This is a genomic window from Pseudomonas putida, from assembly GCF_005080685.1.
GTDB lineage: Bacteria > Pseudomonadota > Gammaproteobacteria > Pseudomonadales > Pseudomonadaceae > Aquipseudomonas > Aquipseudomonas putida_V.
Window position 1 is genome coordinate 5,150,973 of sequence record NZ_CP039371.1, and the last position, 19,602, is coordinate 5,170,574.

24 protein-coding genes are annotated in these 19,602 nt (G+C 62.4%); 10 read left to right on the forward strand and 14 right to left on the reverse strand.

Going from position 1 to position 19,602, the window contains the following annotated elements:
- Positions 1 to 174: 174 nt before the first annotated feature.
- Positions 175 to 1,506, forward strand: coding sequence for a 30S ribosomal protein S12 methylthiotransferase RimO (rimO, locus tag E6B08_RS23995; protein WP_136916237.1), 1,332 nt, complete (start codon positions 175 to 177; stop codon positions 1,504 to 1,506).
- 93 nt (positions 1,507 to 1,599) lie between these two features.
- Here rimO and E6B08_RS24000 read toward each other — a convergent pair whose 3' ends face one another.
- The 4 genes from E6B08_RS24000 to E6B08_RS31220 form a co-directional block, all read right to left on the reverse strand.
- Entirely contained in the window at positions 1,600 to 2,349 is a 750-nt protein-coding gene (locus E6B08_RS24000) for a hypothetical protein (protein ID WP_136916238.1), read from the reverse strand.
- Between the two features lie 88 nt (positions 2,350 to 2,437).
- Positions 2,438 to 4,222, reverse strand: a complete 1,785-nt coding sequence (locus E6B08_RS24005; protein ID WP_136916239.1) for a DUF5666 domain-containing protein — start codon at positions 4,220 to 4,222, stop codon at positions 2,438 to 2,440.
- The gene (locus E6B08_RS24010) at positions 4,219 to 5,064 is read right to left on the reverse strand and encodes a DUF6502 family protein (protein ID WP_136916240.1); all 846 of its coding nucleotides are present in this window, start codon (positions 5,062 to 5,064) and stop codon (positions 4,219 to 4,221) included. Before E6B08_RS24010 ends, E6B08_RS24005 begins: the two co-directional genes overlap by 4 nt.
- 152 nt (positions 5,065 to 5,216) lie before the next feature.
- Positions 5,217 to 5,999, reverse strand: a complete 783-nt coding sequence (locus E6B08_RS31220; protein ID WP_322349397.1) for a hypothetical protein — start codon at positions 5,997 to 5,999, stop codon at positions 5,217 to 5,219.
- Positions 6,000 to 6,261: 262 nt separating this feature from the next.
- On the opposite strand from E6B08_RS31220, the gene E6B08_RS24030 reads away from it, so the two are divergent.
- The 4 genes from E6B08_RS24030 to tsaA all read left to right on the forward strand — a co-directional run bounded on the left by E6B08_RS24030 (position 6,262) and on the right by tsaA (position 8,765).
- Complete coding sequence (locus E6B08_RS24030; protein WP_136916243.1) at positions 6,262 to 6,720, forward strand: GNAT family N-acetyltransferase; 459 nt, start codon at positions 6,262 to 6,264, stop codon at positions 6,718 to 6,720.
- Positions 6,721 to 6,840: 120 nt separating this feature from the next.
- Positions 6,841 to 7,551 carry an rRNA pseudouridine synthase gene (locus E6B08_RS24035; RefSeq protein WP_136916244.1) on the forward strand — a complete coding sequence of 237 codons (711 nt, stop codon included), beginning with the start codon at positions 6,841 to 6,843 and terminating at the stop codon, positions 7,549 to 7,551.
- 50 nt (positions 7,552 to 7,601) lie between these two features.
- On the forward strand, positions 7,602 to 8,063 hold the full coding sequence (locus tag E6B08_RS24040) for a DUF1456 family protein (protein WP_136916245.1): 462 nt from the start codon (positions 7,602 to 7,604) through the stop codon (positions 8,061 to 8,063).
- Between the two features lie 6 nt (positions 8,064 to 8,069).
- Positions 8,070 to 8,765, forward strand: coding sequence for a tRNA (N6-threonylcarbamoyladenosine(37)-N6)-methyltransferase TrmO (gene tsaA, locus E6B08_RS24045; protein WP_136916246.1), 696 nt, complete (start codon positions 8,070 to 8,072; stop codon positions 8,763 to 8,765).
- Between the two features lie 115 nt (positions 8,766 to 8,880).
- On the opposite strand, the gene fpr is transcribed toward tsaA, so the two are convergent.
- Entirely contained in the window at positions 8,881 to 9,660 is a 780-nt protein-coding gene (fpr, locus tag E6B08_RS24050; protein ID WP_023381933.1) for a ferredoxin-NADP reductase, read from the reverse strand.
- Between the two features lie 120 nt (positions 9,661 to 9,780).
- On the opposite strand from fpr, the gene finR reads away from it, so the two are divergent.
- A complete protein-coding gene (gene finR, locus E6B08_RS24055) occupies positions 9,781 to 10,707 on the forward strand; it encodes a LysR family transcriptional regulator FinR (protein ID WP_136916247.1) in 927 nt (308 codons plus the stop codon).
- Here the strand turns inward: finR and E6B08_RS24060 are convergent.
- The 3 genes from E6B08_RS24060 to E6B08_RS24070 all read right to left on the reverse strand — a co-directional run bounded on the left by E6B08_RS24060 (position 10,704) and on the right by E6B08_RS24070 (position 12,685).
- Positions 10,704 to 11,066 carry a diacylglycerol kinase gene (locus E6B08_RS24060; RefSeq protein WP_136916248.1) on the reverse strand — a complete coding sequence of 121 codons (363 nt, stop codon included), beginning with the start codon at positions 11,064 to 11,066 and terminating at the stop codon, positions 10,704 to 10,706. The genes finR and E6B08_RS24060 overlap by 4 nt on opposite strands.
- 75 nt (positions 11,067 to 11,141) lie before the next feature.
- Positions 11,142 to 11,792, reverse strand: coding sequence for a response regulator transcription factor ErdR (gene erdR, locus E6B08_RS24065; RefSeq protein WP_136916249.1), 651 nt, complete (start codon positions 11,790 to 11,792; stop codon positions 11,142 to 11,144).
- Between the two features lie 182 nt (positions 11,793 to 11,974).
- Positions 11,975 to 12,685: a tRNA-uridine aminocarboxypropyltransferase gene (locus tag E6B08_RS24070; RefSeq protein WP_136916250.1), complete on the reverse strand. Its 711-nt coding sequence runs from the start codon at positions 12,683 to 12,685 to the stop codon at positions 11,975 to 11,977.
- Positions 12,686 to 12,906: 221 nt separating this feature from the next.
- Between E6B08_RS24070 and E6B08_RS24075 the strand changes: the two genes are divergently transcribed.
- On the forward strand, positions 12,907 to 13,326 hold the full coding sequence (locus tag E6B08_RS24075) for a quorum-sensing-regulated virulence factor family protein (RefSeq protein ID WP_136916251.1): 420 nt from the start codon (positions 12,907 to 12,909) through the stop codon (positions 13,324 to 13,326).
- On the opposite strand, the gene E6B08_RS24080 is transcribed toward E6B08_RS24075, so the two are convergent.
- Positions 13,327 to 13,530 (reverse strand): hypothetical protein, encoded by a 204-nt coding sequence (locus E6B08_RS24080; RefSeq protein WP_136916252.1) that lies wholly within the window; start codon positions 13,528 to 13,530, stop codon positions 13,327 to 13,329. It lies immediately after the preceding gene.
- Between the two features lie 280 nt (positions 13,531 to 13,810).
- Here E6B08_RS24080 and E6B08_RS24085 point away from each other — a divergent pair, with 280 nt between their 5' ends.
- Positions 13,811 to 14,929, forward strand: coding sequence for an LOG family protein (locus tag E6B08_RS24085; protein ID WP_136916253.1), 1,119 nt, complete (start codon positions 13,811 to 13,813; stop codon positions 14,927 to 14,929).
- A 108-nt stretch (positions 14,930 to 15,037) separates the two neighbouring features.
- On the opposite strand, the gene recX is transcribed toward E6B08_RS24085, so the two are convergent.
- The 3 genes from recX to E6B08_RS24100 form a co-directional block, all read right to left on the reverse strand.
- Entirely contained in the window at positions 15,038 to 15,508 is a 471-nt protein-coding gene (gene recX / locus E6B08_RS24090; protein WP_136916254.1) for a recombination regulator RecX, read from the reverse strand.
- 9 nt (positions 15,509 to 15,517) lie between these two features.
- A complete protein-coding gene (gene recA / locus E6B08_RS24095) occupies positions 15,518 to 16,585 on the reverse strand; it encodes a recombinase RecA (RefSeq protein WP_136916255.1) in 1,068 nt (355 codons plus the stop codon).
- 103 nt (positions 16,586 to 16,688) lie between these two features.
- Positions 16,689 to 17,171 (reverse strand): CinA family protein, encoded by a 483-nt coding sequence (locus tag E6B08_RS24100; protein ID WP_136916256.1) that lies wholly within the window; start codon positions 17,169 to 17,171, stop codon positions 16,689 to 16,691.
- A gap of 756 nt (positions 17,172 to 17,927) precedes the next feature.
- Between E6B08_RS24100 and E6B08_RS24105 the strand changes: the two genes are divergently transcribed.
- Together E6B08_RS24105 and E6B08_RS24110 are read left to right on the forward strand one after the other, a co-directional pair.
- Positions 17,928 to 18,191, forward strand: coding sequence for a hypothetical protein (locus E6B08_RS24105; protein WP_136916257.1), 264 nt, complete (start codon positions 17,928 to 17,930; stop codon positions 18,189 to 18,191).
- Positions 18,188 to 18,439, forward strand: coding sequence for a DUF3077 domain-containing protein (locus tag E6B08_RS24110; protein WP_136916258.1), 252 nt, complete (start codon positions 18,188 to 18,190; stop codon positions 18,437 to 18,439). The genes E6B08_RS24105 and E6B08_RS24110 overlap by 4 nt, the downstream gene beginning before the upstream one ends.
- Before the next feature lie 131 nt (positions 18,440 to 18,570).
- On the opposite strand, the gene E6B08_RS24115 is transcribed toward E6B08_RS24110, so the two are convergent.
- Entirely contained in the window at positions 18,571 to 19,056 is a 486-nt protein-coding gene (locus tag E6B08_RS24115) for a lysis system i-spanin subunit Rz (protein WP_238349368.1), read from the reverse strand.
- Positions 19,053 to 19,601 carry a glycoside hydrolase family 19 protein gene (locus E6B08_RS24120; protein ID WP_136916259.1) on the reverse strand — a complete coding sequence of 183 codons (549 nt, stop codon included), beginning with the start codon at positions 19,599 to 19,601 and terminating at the stop codon, positions 19,053 to 19,055. Before E6B08_RS24120 ends, E6B08_RS24115 begins: the two co-directional genes overlap by 4 nt.
- Between the last annotated feature and the right edge of the window lies 1 nt (position 19,602).

Below are 19,602 nucleotides of genomic sequence, written 5' to 3' on the forward strand. Positions count from 1 at the left end.
TGAAACCCGGGCGCAATGCCGCGAAGCATAGCGCAGCGTTCGTCGCTTTTCTGCTGGTCAAGCGCCCTTCTGCTCGCTAGAATTGCGCACTTTTTGATCAGAGGCGCCACAAGCGCCCGTCGAGATCGCCCCCGTCAGCGGCCGGGCGACCTGCATTCAATACCGAGGTTAGCCATGTCCACCACTCCCGCCACGCCGAAGGTCGGCTTTGTATCCCTGGGTTGCCCCAAGGCCCTGGTCGATTCCGAGCGCATCCTGACCCAGCTGCGCATGGAAGGTTATGAAGTCGTGCCCACCTACGAGGACGCCGACGTGGTGGTGGTCAACACCTGCGGCTTCATCGACAGCGCCAAGGCCGAGTCGCTGGAAGTGATCGGCGAAGCGATCAAGGAAAACGGTAAGGTCATCGTCACCGGCTGCATGGGTGTCGAGGAAGGCAACATTCGCGACGTGCACCCGAGCGTGCTGTCGGTCACCGGCCCGCAGCAGTACGAGCAGGTGGTCAACGCCGTGCACGAAGTCGTGCCGCCGCGCCAGGACCACAATCCGTTGATCGACCTGGTGCCGCCACAGGGCGTCAAGCTGACCCCGCGCCACTATGCCTACCTGAAGATTTCCGAGGGCTGCAACCACAGCTGCAGCTTCTGCATCATCCCCTCGATGCGCGGCAAGCTGGTGAGCCGCCCGGTAGGTGAAGTGCTGAGCGAGGCCGAGCGCCTGGTCAAGGCCGGCGTCAAGGAGATCCTGGTGATTTCCCAGGACACCAGCGCCTATGGCGTCGACGTCAAGTACAAGACCGATTTCTGGAACGGCCGCCCGGTCAAGACCCGCATGCTCGAGCTCTGCGAAGCCCTGAGCAGCCTGGGCGCCTGGGTACGCCTGCACTACGTGTACCCGTACCCGAACGTCGACGACGTGATCCCGCTGATGGCCGCCGGCAAGATCCTGCCGTACCTGGACATCCCGTTCCAGCACGCCAGCCCCAAGGTGCTCAAGTCGATGAAGCGCCCGGCCTTCGAAGACCGCACCCTGGCACGCATCAAGAACTGGCGCGAACAGTGCCCGGAACTGGTGATCCGCTCGACCTTCATCGTCGGCTTCCCGGGCGAGACCGAGGAAGACTTCCAGTACCTGCTCGACTGGCTGACCGAAGCCCAGCTCGATCGCGTCGGCTGCTTCCAGTATTCGCCGGTCGAAGGCGCCCCGGCCAACGACCTGGGCCTGGAAGAGGTACCCGATGACATCAAGCAGGATCGCTGGGACCGCTTCATGGCCCACCAGCAGGCGATCAGCGCGGCACGCCTGCAACTGCGCATCGGCAAGGAAATCGACGTGCTGATCGACGAAGTCGAAGAGCAGGGCTCGGTCGGCCGCAGCTTCTTCGATGCTCCGGAAATCGACGGTAGCGTTTTCATCGATGGCGACCATGGCTTCAAGCCAGGCGACAAGGTCCGTTGCCGCGTCGTCGACGCCGACGAGTACGACATGTGGGCCGAGCCTGTCTGAGGCGGCTGCCTGACTGAAAAGCCCCTGGCCCCGCATGCTGACGAAGACGATGCGGGGCCAGGGGCTTTTTGGTATGGGATGCGGGTCGTTCGATCAGAAGGTGTGGAACAGCATCAGCCCGCCTTCGCCATCGGGGCTCGCGTCGGAAAAGCCCTTGACCGCATACAGCTGGACCTTCCACTGCTGGTTGAGCTTGTGGGTAAGGAACAGGGTCAGTTCCTTGATCTGTGACCCGGTGGAAACGACTTTCTGCCGCCAGTCGTAGGAAGCGCCCGCCGTAGTGCCGGCGACTACCGGGACGGCGAAACCGAGGCTGGCGAATACCGGGTCGTCGAAGTCGCTGTCGGGCGGGTCGCCGAATTTCTTCCAGCCCAGGGTCGCGAAGCCGGTCACCGGGCCGAACGCCTTGGCGATATCGACCTGGGCAGTGTAGTCGTACTCGCCGGTGCCCAGGCACTGGTCTTCATCTGCGGTGGGAAACTTGACCTTGCCGATCAGGTCGAGCAATACGCCATTCTGGCTACCCTCGAGCAACGCATAGGCGGCGCTGGCGACCGTATCGCCCAGGCCGCTTTCCACATCCCGGCAGCCACCGGGCAGCGGGTCGCCATCGGGGCCTACTTCGGGATTGGTGATATGCAGCCAGGGTACGGTGACCTTATAGGTCATTGGGCCGGTTTCGTACTTCGCCATCACCGGGAGATACCAGATTTCCGACGTGGTGCCGGTGCCATAGTCACCGCTGGAATAGTCCATGCCTACAGCGGTGCTGAAGGTATCGGCAGAAGCCGACAAGCCGATGCCTGACAACAGGCTCGCAAAGAGAGGGAGCATGGGTTTCATCTGCACCTCAATATCCCGGAAGGAAGTGGTGTCGATGTACCCAGCCTAGTTGCTAATCGGCCAACTGTGAGGTGTCTTTCTGGTGGAATCAACGCCCGGATCGATCGGGCCGCTCTAGCTTTTCGGTTTTCTCGATCTTCTCGGGTTTTTCGACTTTTTCCACCTTTTCCACTTTCTCGATCTTCTCTACCTTTTCTACTTTTTCCACTTTCTCAGGCTTTTCCACCTTTTCGACTTTCTCGACCTTCTCGACCTTTTCCACCTTCTCGACTTTCTCTACCTTTTCGACCTTCTCCACCTTTTCGACTTTTTCCACTTTCTCCGCTTTTTCGACCTTCTCCGCCTTTTCCACTTTCTCGGCTTTCTCGACCTTTTCCGCTTTTTCTACGTTCTCCAGCTCGACCTTCTCAACGTCTTCGGCCTTCTCGACTTCGACCTTCTCCACTTCCTCGACTTTTTCCACCCTGTCGGAGCGACCACTGTTACTACCGCTTCCGGAGTGGTCCACAGTCTCGACTTGCTCCGATTTACCCGACGTGTCCACGGTCTCAGCCTTGTCATGGTCATCTTCGCGCACCTCAGAGCGCCCACCGCCATGATCGTCACTGCTACCACTGCGCCCGGTGCTGCCACTGTCACCATGACCGCTATTGCTCGACCGCCCCGAGCCACTGCCTTCATGCTCGGCATCGTGGCCCCTGTGGCCTCTTTCCGGGTTATCGACGCGATCGTCATCGAACTCGACGCGCACGGCACGGATTTCACGCGTGCCACTGAACACCCCGCTGACCCGTAGCCGTTGGTCGACCGCCAAGGACTCGGCCTGCTTGCCGACGAACACGGTATCGCGGCCCAGTTTCACCTGGACGCCTGCGACCACCAGTTGGCCATCCTGGCGGCGCTGCACCAGGCCCTCGATGACGGCCTGGTGCACTCGACCGGTGAACGGCAGGCTCGGGTCGGGACGGCTCTGCGCGACCTCCAGCTGACGCCCGGTCCACTGGCCACGCACCAGCACATCCGGCGTCGGTGCCACTCGGCTGCCCAGTTTCAGCCCTTGCAGGGTGCCGGTACGGTCGACCGACCCGATGGCACTGGCTTGTTTCAGCCCTGGCGCCCGGGCGATACGGCTCGCCACCACTGCACCATTGGCATCGCGCAAACCGCTGACCTTGACCGGATCGCCCGGCCGCAGCCCTTCGGCGACCCGCGCACCCGGAGCGAGCCGCACCGCTTGCCCCATGACACGCAGCGGCGCCGATGCATTGGGCATCGAGGTAAGCGGCCCTTCGAACACGTTCAGGATGGAAATACGCCCGGCTTGCAGGCCTCGATTGCCGGCAAACGCTTCAACCGCCACCACTTGGCCTATCGCCAGGTGATCGCTGCTGGAAGCGACGCCGTTTTCGTTCACCGGCACGTCCTTGCCGAAGTGCACTTCCAGGCCGTTCACGCAGATCGACGCGAACCCGGTAATGGTGCCGACGATCCCGGTACCTCCGGTGCCGCCTGGGCTCAGGATCGGTGCGCCGGTGCCACCGACACCGCCATTGCCGCGCTCATACAGGCTACCGTCCACGCCCTCCGCCACCGCGCCAGTCCCGCCGGTACCGCCAGGGCGCTTCTGCAGTGGCGCGCCAGTACCGCCAACGCCACCGTTGTCAGTGCGCGCACCGGTCCCCCCAACACCACCGGTCTTGGCGCCGGTACCGCCCACACCGCCGGGGAACTGCATGCCGGCGGCCCCCGCCATGCCCAGTTCGTCGCGGCTGACACATACCGGCGCCGCTTGCACTGCCATGGGCGTCATCAGGCCTGATCCGAAACCCAGGATCAGCGCGACGACACTGAGGCAGCGCATAAGGGCATTCATGGGCTAGGCGTCTTGGAAGAATCCGGATCGGTAGGTTCAGTGTAGAAATAGAGCCCGATGGTGATGCGCTGGCGTCGCTCGGGGACGGGCACATCGGCGCTTTCGAGGTCTGCGGCGCGGCGGCTGAAATCCAGCAACACCTGCATGCCGTCACTGGCGACGGCATCGCGCAGGGTGTCGACGCTGGCGGGCGTCAGCGCATCGTAGTGCACGCTGCGCTCGAAAAATGGCTGACCTTCCCCACTCAGGTTATGCACCGCTGCGCTGGCGTGGTCATGCAGGTTGTGACCGAAATACGCGGCTTTTTCATCGAAACCTTTTTGCGGCACGAACGCCTGGGCCTCAAGGTGTACGCAATCCTGCTCGTCGACCCGCACGACACCCAGACGCAACCATTCGTCGAGCACCACCCGCCCACGGATATCCGTGCTGACCTTGGCCACCAGGGCATCGAAGGAGCAGTCGCCGCCAACGCTGCTCAGCCGCGGCAGCGGTAAGGCCTGGCCGGACTCGTTGCAGAACGGCGGGCAACGGGTCCAGGTGGTCACCAGTTGGGCACCCAAGGTGATGTTCTCCGGCAGCCCTTCTGGCGATGCATCGCTCTCGGCGCGCAAGCGCCGTACATCCTTGCGATGAACCCCGGTCAACAGGCTGATGCGGCTGTCGCTGGGGGCCTTGTCGTCCAGACGAAACTCCCGGTGCGCCACATCGACGAAGACTTCCTTGAGCAGGTCGGTGAACACCGTGTAGGTGACCCCTTTGCGCAGCATCAAGCGCACCAGGGGCCGAACGACCCGGCGCAGCGCGCTTAACATAGAGGGTGGTAGGGTAGGCGGTTGCATTGAGCGCGTTCCTTGACAGATGAAAGCAGTATACGTCGCGGGAAAAGATCCCACACGATCTGTATCCACTTCCCTCCAGAGTTGAGGAATAGTTCGTCAGCGCTCAATACTCACGCGTTGCGTGGAGCAAGCACCCGCTCCGTCACAGCCCGTCAGCTCCTGCTATTGTCATCCCCGGGTTCGCCGCCGACATGAGCACCGCGGTCATCACCTTGTTCGACACCCACATGATCGCCGCGATCATCACCAGGTTCACCGCCAACGTGATTGCCATTGTCATCGCCAGGCTCACCGCCAACATGATTGCCATGATCGTCACCGGGCTCACCACCCACATGATTGCCATGATCGTCACCGGGCTCACCACCCACGTGATTGCCATGATCGTCACCGGGCTCACCGCCAACGTGGTTGCCATGATCATCACCAGGTTCAGCATGGTTGCTGCTACGCCCAGAGTTGGAGTTGCCTTCGTGGCCGCGGCCTGAGTCGTGGCCACTGCCGCTGTCGCCGGAACTTGCGTGCCCGCTACCACTGTGGCCACTGCCGCCACTGCTACCGCCGTGGCCGCTACCGCTGCCATGGCCGCCACCGCTTCCGCTACCACCGCCATGGCCACCACCACTGCCGCTTCCGCCACCGCCATGACCGCCGCCACCGCCGCTGCCGCCACCGCCATGACCGCCGCCACCGCCGCTGCCGCCACCGCCATGACCGCCGCCACCGCCGCTGCCGCCACCATGACCGCCGCCACCGCCGCTGCCGCCACCATGACCACCACCGCCACCACCATGGCCGCCACCGCCGCCGCCATCTTTGGCGAAGGCGCTGGAGCCTTGGGAAATCGAGTCGGGAATCAAAACGATGGAGGTCGACAACACGCCAGCAACGGCCACCGCCAGTAGAGCCCTCTTGAACAGCCAATGGATCTGCATTTTCCGTCTCCTGGTCATTACCGCGAGAAACGCCAAATCAGGTGAAGAATTCGTTGTATGTTTTATCTTTTCTTTGCGTGGGAATTTTTCCCACATCAAATTAATAGACCTCTCCCAGCCGCTGTTCAAGCGGCGCATGCAAAAGGCGACCGACGGTTGAACCTGGAGCGATCCGAGGTGAGTAGCGAGAGGGTCTGGGACCGGCCTGGCAGCGCCAGGTTTTACATCTATGTTTGCTGTAAGGCGATGGAGGAGATCCAGCATGCATTCGGTACTGACGCTACAAACCCCGCACCCGAGCGACTTCCCCGAGCTGGTCGAGGTCTGGGAGGCCTCGGTGCGCGCGACACATGACTTTCTCCCCGAGTACTACATCGTGCTGCTGCGCGAACAGGTGCTGCGCCGCTACCTGGATGCCGTGATGCTGATTTGCTGCAAGGATGCCCGCCAGCGTATCTGCGGCTTTGCCGGGGTCACCAACGGCCAGATCGCCATGCTCTTCGTCGCACCTGAGTACCATCGCCAGGGCGTGGGCAAGCGGCTGTTGCGTTACGCCGTGGCCGAGCTCAATGCCGAGCGCCTGGACGTCAACGAGCAGAATCACCAGGCCTTGGACTTCTACCTTCACGAAGGTTTCGAGGTGATTGGCCGTTCGGAAACCGACGGCCTTGGTCAGCCCTACCCGCTACTGCATATGCGGCGGATTCCTACGGCTTCCTAGGACAAGCGCGAAGGATGCCGTGCAATGTTTCGGAAATGGCGTATTTGACATGGATTCCCATCATCTTGGCCGGCCAGACAGGTACAATGTAGGTCTTTCCCTTCCGTGTGAATCGCTGTCATGTCAGAACCCGTGCGCCTGTCCAAACGCCTCATCGAGCAGCTCGGCTGTTCACGCCGCGAAGCCGAGCTGTATATCGAAGGCGGCTGGGTCACGGTCGATGGCGTGGTGGTCGAGCAGCCGCAGTTCAAGGTCGACGCCCAGCGCGTCGAACTGCTCCCAGGCGCCCGCGCCGAAGCCCTGGAGCCAGTGACACTGTTGCTGCACCAGGCTGCGGGCGTGGACAGCGAAACCGCCCGCGCTAGCCTGAACATGGGCAACCTCGGTGAAGCCCATCGCGAAGGCGTGCGCCCATTGCACGGCCATTTCTCCCGGCTCACCTGCGTGGCGCCACTGGAACGCGGTGCCAGCGGCCTGCAGCTGTTCACCCAGGACTGGCGCGTCAGCCGCAAGCTCGACGCTGACATGCGTCGCATGGAGCAGGAATACATCATCGAAGTCCGCGGCGAAACCACGCCTCAGGCCCTCGAGCGCCTGGCCCGTGGTGCCACGCGCAACGACCGTGAGCTGCCCAAGGCCAAGGCCAGCTGGCAGAACGAGACCCACTTGCGCATGGCCTTGAAGAACCCGCAGCCGGGTCAGATCGCCGAACTGTGCGCCTACCTGCGTCTGGAGGTGGTCGGCATGCGCCGCATCCGCCTGGGCGGCGTGCCCATGGGCAAGCTGCCCCTCGGCCAATGGCGCTACGTGGCCAGCACCGAACGTTTCTAAGCAATGCCCGTCGCGCCTGGAGGCGCGGCTCTGAACAGGATCCGAGTCACATGAACCACAACGATGTCCTGCGCAGCCTGCGCTACATGCTCAAGGTGAACGACGCCAAGATGGCCGAGATCATCGCGCTGTCCGGCCTCGAAGTTAACCCGGTGGTACTCGCCACCTACCTCAAGAAAGAAGACGAGGCGGGCTTCGTGCGCTGCCCTGAACGGGTGATGGCACACTTTCTCGATGGCTTGGTGATCCATCGTCGTGGCAAGGACGACAGCCGTGCGCCGCAACCGGTCGAGCTACCGGTGACCAACAACACCGTGCTGAAGAAGCTGCGGGTGGCCTTCGAACTCAAGGAGGACGACCTGCATGCGATTCTCAAGTCGGTGAACTTCCCGGTGTCCAAGCCCGAGCTCAGCGCCTTGTTCCGCAAGGCCGGCCACGACAACTATCGCCCCTGCGGCGATCAGTTGCTGCGCAACTTCCTCAAGGGCCTGACCTTGCGCGTGCGTGGCTGAGTGAACATGCAGTACTCGGTTTCGCCGGTCGGCATCGTGCGCTCCTGCTTCAAGGAGAAGTTCGCCATCCCGCGCCAGCCACAGCTGGCGCCCGCTGCACGCGGCGTGCTGGAGCTGCTGCCGCCGTTCGACCAAGGCGATGCGGTCGCCGGCCTGGAGCAGGTCAGCCACGTTTGGATCCTGTTCCTGTTCCACCAGGCCCTGGAGGACAAACCGCGGCTTAAGGTTCGCCCGCCACGGCTGGGTGGCAACAAGAGCATGGGCGTGTTCGCTACCCGGGCCACCCACCGCCCAAATGGCATCGGCCAATCGGTGGTGCGCCTGGAGGGCGTCGAGCCTGGGCGTCTGTTACTCTCGGGCATAGACCTGCTCGATGGCACCCCGGTGCTCGACATCAAGCCCTACGTTCCCTATGCCGATAGCGTCGGCGATGCTCGCAACCAGATGGCCAGCGAGGCGCCGCCGGCTATTGCCGTGCAGTGGCAGGACAACGCCCTGCCCCAGGCCCGCGAGCATGCCCTGCGCCTGGCTGAACCGCTGGTCGAGCTGATCGAGCAATGCCTGGCGCAGGATCCGCGGCCGGCCTATCAGCTGCCGCCGCCCGAGCGGGTGTATGGCGTGAAGTTCTGGGATGTGCAGGTCCGGTGGCATTATCCTCAGCCGGATCGGATCCGCGTGCTGGAAGTGGTGCGCGAAGGCTGAGACCATGGGTTTTCAGGCCTGCTCCTATCGCCGGAAAGCGGGCTCCTGCAGGGCTGACCGGCAGGCATAAAAAAACGCAGACCCAGGTCTGCGTTTTTTCGTTACCGCGTTCGTCTTACTTCTCGACGAAGGCGCGCTCGATCAGGTAGTCACCCGGCTCACGCATGCGCGGGGAGATCTTCAAACCGAAGCTGTCCAGCACTTCGCTGGTTTCGTCGAGCATGCTTGGGCTGCCGCAGATCATGGCGCGGTCGTCCTGCGGGTTGATCGGTGGCAGGCCGATGTCGCTGAACAGCTTGCCGCTGCGCATCAGGTCGGTCAGACGGCCCTGGTTCTCGAACGGCTCGCGGGTCACGGTCGGGTAGTAGATCAGCTTGTCGCGTACCGCCTCGCCGAAGAACTCGTTCTGCGGCAGGTGCTCGGTGATGAACTCACGGTAGGCCACTTCGTTGACGTAGCGAACGCCGTGGACCAGGATCACTTTTTCGAAACGCTCGTAGGTTTCCGGGTCCTGGATGACGCTCATGAATGGCGCGAGGCCCGTACCGGTGCTCAGCAGGTACAGGTGCTTGCCTGGGTTCAGGTCGTCCAGTACCAGGGTGCCGGTAGGCTTCTTGCTGATGATGATCTCATCGCCTTCCTTCAGGTGCTGCAGCTGCGAGGTCAGCGGGCCATCGGGGACCTTGATGCTGAAGAACTCCAGGTGCTCTTCCCAGTTCGGCGAGGCGATGGAGTAGGCGCGCATGAGCGGACGGCCGTTGTCTTGTTGCAGGCCGATCATCACGAACTGACCGTTCTCGAAGCGCAGACCCGGGTCGCGGGTGCACTTGAAGCTGAACAGGGTGTCGTTCCAGTGGTGCACACTGAGGACACGTTCGTGGTTCATGTTGCTCATTTAAATGGCTCCTGAAGAAAAACGCAGCGCGCGCAAGACGCGCAGTTGCGCGATAGTTTAGGGGCAGCGACAATATCTGTTAACTGAATTATCAAGATATGTGTTATCGGTTATATAGATATGCGATTCACACTTCGTCAGCTGCAGGTTTTCGTCGCCGTCGCCCAGCACCAGAGCGTGTCACGGGCCGCCAGCGTGCTGGCGCTTTCCCAGTCGGCCGCCAGTACCTCGATCACCGAACTCGAGCGGCAATCGAGCTGCCAACTGTTCGACCGTGCCGGCAAACGCCTGGCGCTCAATGCGCTTGGCCATCAACTGCTGCCCCAGGCCGTGGCGCTGCTCGACCAGGCCAAGGAAATCGAAGACCTGCTCAACGGCAAGTCCGGTTTCGGCTCGCTGGCGGTGGGCGCGACGCTGACCATCGGCAACTACCTGGCCACCCTGCTGATCGGCAGCTTCATGCAGGTGCACCCGGAAAGCCAAGTGAAGCTGCATGTGCAGAACACTGCGCACATTGTGCAGCAGGTTGCCCACTACGAAATTGACCTGGGTCTGATCGAAGGCGATTGCAATCATCCCGACCTCGAAGTGCAGCCCTGGGTCGAGGACGAACTGGTGGTGTTCTGCGCGCCGCAACATCCATTGGCCACGATTGGCCACGCCGATGTCGAAACCCTGTCGCACGAAGCATGGATCCTGCGCGAACAAGGTTCTGGCACGCGCCTGACCTTCGACCAGGCCATGCGCCATCATCGCGCCAATCTGAACATCCGCCTGGAACTGGAACACACCGAAGCCATCAAGCGTGCGGTGGAGTCAGGCCTGGGCATAGGCTGCATCTCGCGCCTGGCCCTGCGCGACGCCTTCCGCCGCGGCAGCCTGGTACCGATCGAGACCCCGGAACTGGACCTGATGCGCCAGTTCTACTTCATCTGGCACAAGCAGAAATACCAGACCTCGACGATGCGCGAGTTTCTCGAGCTATGCCGCAGCTTCACCGCGGGCTTCACCCGCAGTGATGAAATCGTGTTGCCGCAGATCGCTTAAAGCAGGATCACGCCCCAGACCAGCGCAACCATGGTCAAGGCCACGAACTGCGCAGCGCTGCCCATGTCCTTGGCGTTTTTCGACAGCGGGTGACGCTCCAGCGAGATGCGGTCGATGGCCGCCTCCACTGCAGAGTTGAACAGCTCGACGATCAGCCCCAGCAGGCACACCGCGATCATGATGGCCCTTTCGGCACGGCTCACCGACAACCAGAATGCCAACGGGATCAACACCACGTTGAGCAATACCAGCTGGCGAAACGCCGCTTCCCCGTTGTAGGCCGCACGCAGGCCGTCCAGCGAATAGCCGGCGGCGTTGAAGATGCGTTTCAGGCCCGTCTTGCCCTTGAATGGCGACATATGCGTCCCTTCACCAATAAAAAAGGCCCGCAGCCTAGTCGGGCCTGGGTCAAAAAAGCGTGAATTGGCAGCCGCTCAGTTGCTGGCAACCGATTCCAGTTGTTGCAGCAGCAGCGCTGCCTGGGTTCGGGTACGCACGCCCAACTTGCGGAAGATCGCGGTCACGTGGGCCTTGATGGTCGCCTCGGACACGTTCAGCTCATAGGCGATCTGCTTGTTCAGCAAGCCTTCGCAGACCATGGTCAAGACGCGGAACTGCTGTGGCGTGAGGCTGGCCAAGCCTTCGCTGGCCGCCTTGGCCTCGGCCGAGACATCGACCTTCTCGAACGCCTGCGGTGGCCACCAGACCTCGCCATCCAGCACTTTTCTCACAGCGTCCTGGATCACTTCGAGCCCGCTGGACTTGGGGATGAAACCACTGGCCCCGAATTCACGCGACTTCACCACCACTGCGGCTTCTTCCTGGGCCGAGACCATCACCACTGGAATCTGCGGGTATTGTCCACGCAACAGGACCAGCCCGGAGAACCCGTAGGCACCGGGCATGTTCAGGTCCAACAGGACCAGGTCCCAGTCGGATTTCTCACTCAGGCGGGTTTCCAGCTCGGCGATGCTCGCCACTTCAACCAGTCGGACATCCGGGCCCAGTCCGAGGGTAACGGCCTGGCGCAACGCGCTACGAAACAGCGGGTGGTCATCGGCAATCAGGATTTCGTATGTGGCCATCGATCTATGGATCCTGTTCTGTGCCAGGCGCGTGCGGGGGTAGGTAGAGCGCCTGGCGGGGAATCGGCAGCAAGGATGCCGAGCACGGCCGGGGATGGTCAAGCCAAACGCCCTGCCGAACACGCCCACCCTGGCTGCCAGCCCCGATATTATGAACCAATCCAGGGCATATGCCCCTTGGACTATAGGAAGGTATGCAAACGCTGGTGGGCAGCGTCCTGCTCATCCAGCGGCAGGTGCCGCTTGGCGCTCAGGTAATGCAAGCTGAACACGTCGAGGTAGGCATCCAGCGCCTGGGAGGCGCGCACGTCGCCGGCCAGCTCCAGGCACATGGCCGCGACCTCGGCGGTGCAGAAGTGATCGTCGCGCTTGGAGCGGCGCAGGCGGTAGCGCGACATTTGCTCGGCCTCAAGGCTCAACACCGGGAAACGGTCCAGGTACGGGCTCTTGCGGAACATCTTGCGCGCTTCGGTCCAGGTGGCATCGAGCAGAATGAACAATGGCCGCTTACCCGGCTCGCGCACCACCTCGGTGACCACGCGTTCCTGGGCGACGAACTCGCCAGGGAAGACGATGTAGGGTTGCCACTGCGGCTGCTCGAGCAGCGCCAGCAACTGCTCATCGACCGACGTGCGCAACCAGCCGAATGCCGAGGTATCCTCGATCAGGTCGGCGATCAGCCAGCCCGTGTTGGTCGGCTTCAATGGCTCGGTGTCATGCATCAGCAAGCACACGCCTGAATCGGCCTGGACCTTGGGTTTCCATTGGCACAGGCAATGGCTGGCGATGACGCGGCAGTCCGAGCAACGGATGGCACGGGATCCACGGGCAATGAAAGGCTTGATGCTGCGGGCCAGGCGCTCGGCGCGCAGGCGCGCTACGGCGTGGCTCATGCTGGCGAGCCTTGGGACGAGTAGAAAGTGAACACTGCGGTAACTCGGAGTAGACAGAGCGCCAGTCTACCAGAACAGCCACCTTTTGCCCGTGCAAGCGCTCCCGCCCGCCCTTATAATCCGCGCTTTGGCGGCCAAAGAATGCCCTCGCCCGTAGGGTTTCACGGAACGTCGCCTGCCGGCGCATGTCAAAGCGCCAGTCAACGAACCAGGAGAGATTCATGCTGCGTCTTATCGTCCCGACCCTGAGCCTGCTGCTTGCCCTGCCATTGGCAGCCCAGGCTGCCTCCAAGCAGGATTACGACCTGAACAAAACACTGCAGAAGGTCGCCAAGGAGAGCAGCGTCGGTACGCCGCGTGCAATCAACGAAGACATCCTGGACCAAGGCTATACCGTCGAGGGCAAGGCGCTGGTCAACCACTTGAGCGTACGCGCCGAGCATGCCGCGCGCATGCAGGAAAACCCCGAGATCGTGCGTAGCCAGATGGGTGATAGCGTGTGCCGCAACAGCGGCTTCCGCAATCTGATGTCCAAAGGCGCGGTCATGGTCTATCGCTTCACCGTGTACAAGACCAACCAGCCGGTCATGGACCAGGCCTTCGACGCCGCCAGTTGCACGGCTGGCAACAAGAAGAAGTAACTAGCTCGGCTGATCCTCATGGGCGCGCCGCGAATCCTCGTCGGCGCGCATCTCCGCTAGCATCGCCTGCAGGTAGCGGGACTGGCACTCAAGCACTGCCAGCCTGCGCCGACATTCGGCCTCAAGGCTCACATGATGCTCATGCGCCGCATGTTCCAGCTGCTGATACAGCTGCCGGTCTACCTCGATGACCAAGCGATGCATAGGCCACCTCCCCGTCTTCAGCACCTTCGCTTCCCCAGTTAACCAAAGCCGCACGCCCTGTGGCCAGGTGCCGACGAGTGGCGAATGCCAATCCGCTTCGGCACGAACGAGGCTGAGGGTCTAGATTGATAGCGAGCGTCCAAGAAAAACGAGATGAACTTACTGCGACCTGCAGCACGGCCTTGCAGGCCCACTGCAATGCTCGAGTGGCATGCTCGAGCCACGGCAGCCCGAGACACACGAAGTGTCCATGAGGTTTTGCTGCAGAAGGAGACGTTGAATGCCTTACCTTCCAAACGAACGCCTGTTCAATTACTTCTCAGAAAATGGCATCGACCTGAGCAACATCGACGAACAACTGCAATTGGTGGCCCCGAACAGCCCCAATCTGCCGCTCTACCGCGACATGATGCTGACCATCCTGCGCATGGCTCACGACGACAGCGACCGCTGGAGCGCCAAGATCACCTTGCAGGCGCTGCGAGAACTCGACCACTCCTTCCGTACCCTGCAGCGCTACAAAGGCCGCCGCAAGGTCACCGTATTCGGCTCGGCGCGCACGCCACTGGAACACCCCATGTACGCCTTGGCCCGCGAACTCGGCGCGACCCTGGCCCGTTCCGACCTGATGGTCATCACCGGAGCCGGTGGTGGCATCATGGCCGCGGCCCACGAAGGGGCCGGCAGCGACCATAGCCTGGGCTTCAACATCACCTTGCCTTTCGAGCAACATGCCAATGCCACGGTGGATGGCACCGACAAGCTGCTGCCCTTCCATTTCTTCTTCATTCGCAAGCTGTTCTTCGTCAAGGAAGCCAATGCGCTGGTGTTGTGCCCTGGCGGCTTCGGTACCCTCGATGAGGCGCTGGAAGTGTTGACGCTGATCCAGACCGGCAAGAGCCCGCTGGTGCCGGTGGTTTTGCTGGACTCCCCTGGAGGTTCGTTCTGGCGCGATTGCCTGGGCTTCATCACCCGCCAACTGGAAGAGAACCGCTACATCCTGCCAACCGACCTCAAGCTGGTGCGCCTGGTGCACAGCGCCGACGAGGCGGTGGAGGAAATCAATCAGTTCTACAGCAACTATCACTCCAGTCGCTGGCTGAAGAACCAGTTCGTCATCCGCATGCACCATGCACTGAGCGAAGCGGCGCTGTACGACATACAGGAAGGTTTCGCCGACTTGCGCCTGAGCGGAAAATACCATCAGCAAGCGGACAACGGCTTTGAACACGAGGTGGGTAATTTCAGCCACCTAACGCGGCTGACTTTTGCCTTCAACGGCCGAGACCAGGGCAGGCTGCGCGAATTGGTGGACTTCATCAACCTGCCGGAAAACTGGGCCAAACCACAGCCGATGCATACCACGCAGCGTGCCCGGGAAGCGTTGAAGGCCAGCTAGAGGGCCTAGGGCTTGATCAAGGCTAACGGCCTCATCGCCGGCAAGCCGGCTCCTACAGGCTTTATGCAAACCTGTAGGAGCCGGCTTGCCGGCGATGAGGCCATCGAATCAGTAATCGTCCAGATCTCGCCCGTTGAGCAGGCGGCCGATCATGTCCATGGGGAAGCCACGGTAGGCGAGGAACCGCGTCTGCTGGGCACGACTACGAGGATCATGAGGGCGCTGCCCCGCGAACTTGCGCTGCCAGGTGTCCCTGAGTAGCGCCGCCCAGTCCACTTCGCTTTCGCGCAGTGCCTGGTCGACATCACCACGGTTAAGGCCACGCTGGCCCAATTCCTCGCGGATGCGTGCAGGACCGTAGCCGGAACCGGAGCGGTAGCGGATGAAGCTTTCGAGGTAGCGGGCTTCACTGAGCAGCCCTTCTTCGGCAAGCCGATCGAGCGCAGGCTCGATCAGCTCATCGGTTGCGCCGCGCTGACGTAACTTGCGCGTCAGCTCCACTCGACCATGCTCGCGGCGCGCGAGAAGGTCCATGGCTGCCCGCCGGACCGCGACGGGGTTGTCGAGTACGACGGGCATACGCGTCTATCAGTAGCCAGCGTCGGCGTCGGCTACATCGTCAGCGTTGGCATCGGCGGCAGCAGCCTTGCCAGCGGCGGCAACGGCACCAGCGTTGAGCAGCTTGTCACGGATCTGCTTCTCGATCTCGTTGCCGATGGCTGGGTTTTCTTGCAGGTACTTGGCGGCGTTGGCCTTGCCCTGGCCGATCTTGTTGCCCTGGTAGCTGTACCAGGCACCGGATTTTTCCACCAAGCCCTGGGCAACACCCAGGTCGATGATTTCGCCGTTGCGGTAGATACCCTTGCCGTACAGAATCTGGAACTCGGCCTGACGGAACGGCGGCGAGACCTTGTTCTTGACGATCTTGACGCGGGTTTCGCTACCGACCACCTCGTCACCTTCCTTGACCGCACCGGTACGACGGATGTCCAGACGCACCGAGGCGTAGAACTTCAGGGCGTTACCGCCGGTGGTGGTCTCCGGGCTGCCGAACATGACACCGATCTTCATACGGATCTGGTTGATGAAGATGACCAGGCAGTTGGCGTTCTTGATGTTACCGGTGATCTTGCGCAGCGCCTGGGACATCAGGCGAGCCTGCAGGCCCACGTGCATGTCGCCCATCTCGCCTTCGATCTCGGCCTTGGGTACCAGGGCGGCAACGGAGTCGACGATGATTACGTCAACGGCGTTGGAGCGCACCAGCATGTCGGTGATTTCCAGGGCCTGTTCGCCGGTGTCCGGCTGGGAAACCAGCAGGTCGTCGACGTTGACGCCCAGCTTGCCGGCGTACTCGGGGTCGAGGGCGTGCTCGGCGTCGACGAAGGCGCAGGTGGCGCCGTTTTTCTGGGCTTCGGCGATGACCGACAGGGTCAGCGTGGTTTTACCCGACGACTCCGGGCCGTAGATTTCGACGATACGGCCTTTTGGCAGGCCGCCGATGCCCAGGGCGATGTCCAGGCCCAGGGAGCCGGTGGAGATGGCCGGGATGGAAGTGCGCTCATGGTCACCCATGCGCATGACCGCGCCTTTGCCGAATTGGCGTTCGATTTGACCCAGGGCCGCAGCCAAGGCGCGCTTCTTGTTGTCGTCCATTGAAATCCTCACGTGTTCGACTTGGCCCTGACGGCCGGAATACCTGTATAAGTAGCCAGTATTATTCCACAGGCGAGCGCCGAGGCAAACCCCTGTCGTCGATTTACTCAGCGCCGAGCTGTAACAAGCCGTCTAACGCGGCGATCACCGTCTGTCGACGCACCGCTTCGCGGTCGCCGTCGAAGTGCCGGCGCTCGCTGCTGACATGGTCGCCATCGGCCCAGGCCAGCCACACGGTGCCCACTGGCTTGGCGGGTGATCCGCCGTCTGGCCCGGCCACGCCGCTCACCGCAACGGCAAAGCGTGCGCCGCTGGCGGCCTGGGCGCCACGGGCCATGGCCTCGACGACTTCCTGGCTGACTGCGCCGACTTGGCCGAACAGGGTCTCGGGGACGTTCAGCTGGCGGGTTTTCTGGCTGTTGGAGTAGGTGATGTAACCGGCCTCGAACCAGGCCGAGCTGCCCGGCACACGGGTGATGGCCTCGGCGATGCCGCCGCCGGTGCAGGATTCGGCGGTGGTGACGTGGGCGTTGAAGCGGCGCAGGTGTTCGCCCAGGCGGGTGGCGAGAACGGTGATCGGGTCCATGGGTGGGGTCCTTGGGGAGGTGGGGGATACCGTAGCATTTGGGGTGTGCGATTGAGAAATGTAGCGGCGCCCGAACTGTGGTTCGCGAGGTGTGCACTTGAGAGGTGCAGCGCCGCACAAATCGAGCGCCGCCCGCGCGGCGCTTCGCGGGACAAGCCCGCTCCCACAGTTCGTTGCAACAAACCTATGTCTGATAGGCCATGGTTGTCAGCCTGGTGGGCCCGGCGCGATATTTGTGTTGGCGCAGGGCACACCACGATATTCGGTGGTGCCGCCAAAGGCGAACAACCCTGGCCTGACAGACATAGGTTCGTTGCAACAAACTGTGGGAGCGGGCTTGTCCCGCGAAGCGCCGCGCGGGCGGCGCTCGATTTGCGCGGCGCTGCACCTCTCAAGCGCACACCCTGAACCACCGCCGCTTCTCCGCCATGCCCCCACCCCACCACCTGTAAGAAGATTCCGAACCTGAATCCAAATGCTTCAGTGGCACAACCATGCCGAACTATCCTACGCCCCGTGTCGGATGCCGTCTGATAGGCGGGGAAATACCCCAGGGGTAAGGTCACGGTTCGCCCATATGGCGAGCGGCTGTGAGAAGCCGTCGTGCCCCCTACTGCAGTGGCTTTCTGTCATGGCAGCCGTGCGCGTGCAGACTTCGGTCTAGCCGCGAACTCGGGGCGCGGACTTCTCACCTCGCGTACGGCTGCCACCCGATCTGTGAGAAGTGCATGGTGGCGGTTTTTTTGGATTAACCCCGTGGAAATCACCATGAAAAAAATGGTACCCGACCCACCCACTGACCTCAATTCCCCCCGCTACACATTTCCCCCTCACCTCCCCCGCGAACAAGCCCTGCTTTACGCCGCCAAGCTCATGGAAAGCCTCACCAAAGCCAGCGACAAGTACCTGAACGCCAAAACCGATGAAGCCGCCACGTCCGCCCTCGACGAACTGGCAAGACCCACCGACTTGCTGGCAGCAGTCCTCATCCACCTCCAAAACCTGGAGCGTGCGCGATGAAAACCACGCTCGGCTCCCGCACCACCGCAGGCCAGACGAAATTCTCCGAGCTATACGCCATCCGCCCGGGTATCCCCCTCGATCATGCCTTCTCCGAACTCTCCGCCCTGCTCGGCTGCATCGAGCACCTTATGGCGGAGGCCGAAATGGAGAGCAACCTGGTCGCCGGCAGCGCAGCGCGTATCCTCAGCGCCATGGCCAAGGCTCTGATCAACGACATGGAGATCGGCTTCAATTGTGGTGATTGACCTCCACAAGACCCCGGTGGGAGCAGCCTTGTGTCGCGAAAGGGTCGCACAGCGGCCCCCATACTCCAGGATCGCGGCTAAAACCCGGGGCTGCTCTGCAGCCCTTTCGCGACACAAGGCCGCTCCCACAGCTACTGCGCGTTCCCAAGCACCTCGCGCACATAATCCTGACACCCCCGCAACGCCATCAATCCCCGGTCACCTTCATCGGTAATGGCGATAATTCGTCCAGCATGCGCCGGCTCAAGTCGGGCGCGTACGGCGCCATGATCCATGCCGCCGGCGCTGGCAGCGGCTGGCACAAAGGTGCAGGCGCCATCGCGCTCGACCAGGGCCGACAAGCGCACATCGGCAGTAGCCAGGCGATCACGCAGGCGTGCTTGAGACTGTTGCGCATCGCTCAACTCCTTGAAGTAACGGCTTTCGCTGTCACGCAGACGCTGTTCCAGGCCTTGGCGTTGCTCGCGTTCCCCCTTCAACTGCGCTACCAGCGCCTGGGCCTGGGCCGCGCCCTGCTCCGCCAGCGAACGACCGCAGCGCCAACCCTGGGCATGCCAGCCGAGCACCGCGCACACCAGCATCAGCAGCCCGCCCACGGCCAACTGCACACGGCTCAGCACAGTACCTCCCGCGCTCTCGCCCACAGTTTGAGGCGATCTTCCAGACCATTGAGCCCGCCATTGATGAGCCGGGTAATGCGGTTGAACTCGCCTTGGTCGGCGAGCGCATTGAGGCCGCGCGATTGCCAGAACCAGGCCGCCGATTCGCACGCCCAGCGCGGTTGCTCGAGCAGTTGCGGCTGCTCCAGTAGACGTTCGTCGCCAAACAGGGCGCGGCTGCAAGCCTGGTAATTATTGTGACCGGTGACCTGGATCAGCCCCCGCCCCCGGTAACGCTGGCCATCACCATCGGCCTGGGGCGTGTTGCCCAGGCGTAGCGCCAGGCTGCCAGTGTCGTAACGCGCCAGGTATCGGTCGTTGCCCAGTTCGCGCACATAACGCAATTGGCCGGATTCATGTCCGACCTGGGCGAGAAAAGCCGCCACGCGCCTGGGATTGTCGATTTCCCAGCGCGGCATGCAGGCATTGAGCGCCGGTAGAAAATCGCCCGCTACAGGGCGGGCGTTGGGCAGTATCTGCACCAGTTGTGATTCGCTGAGCATT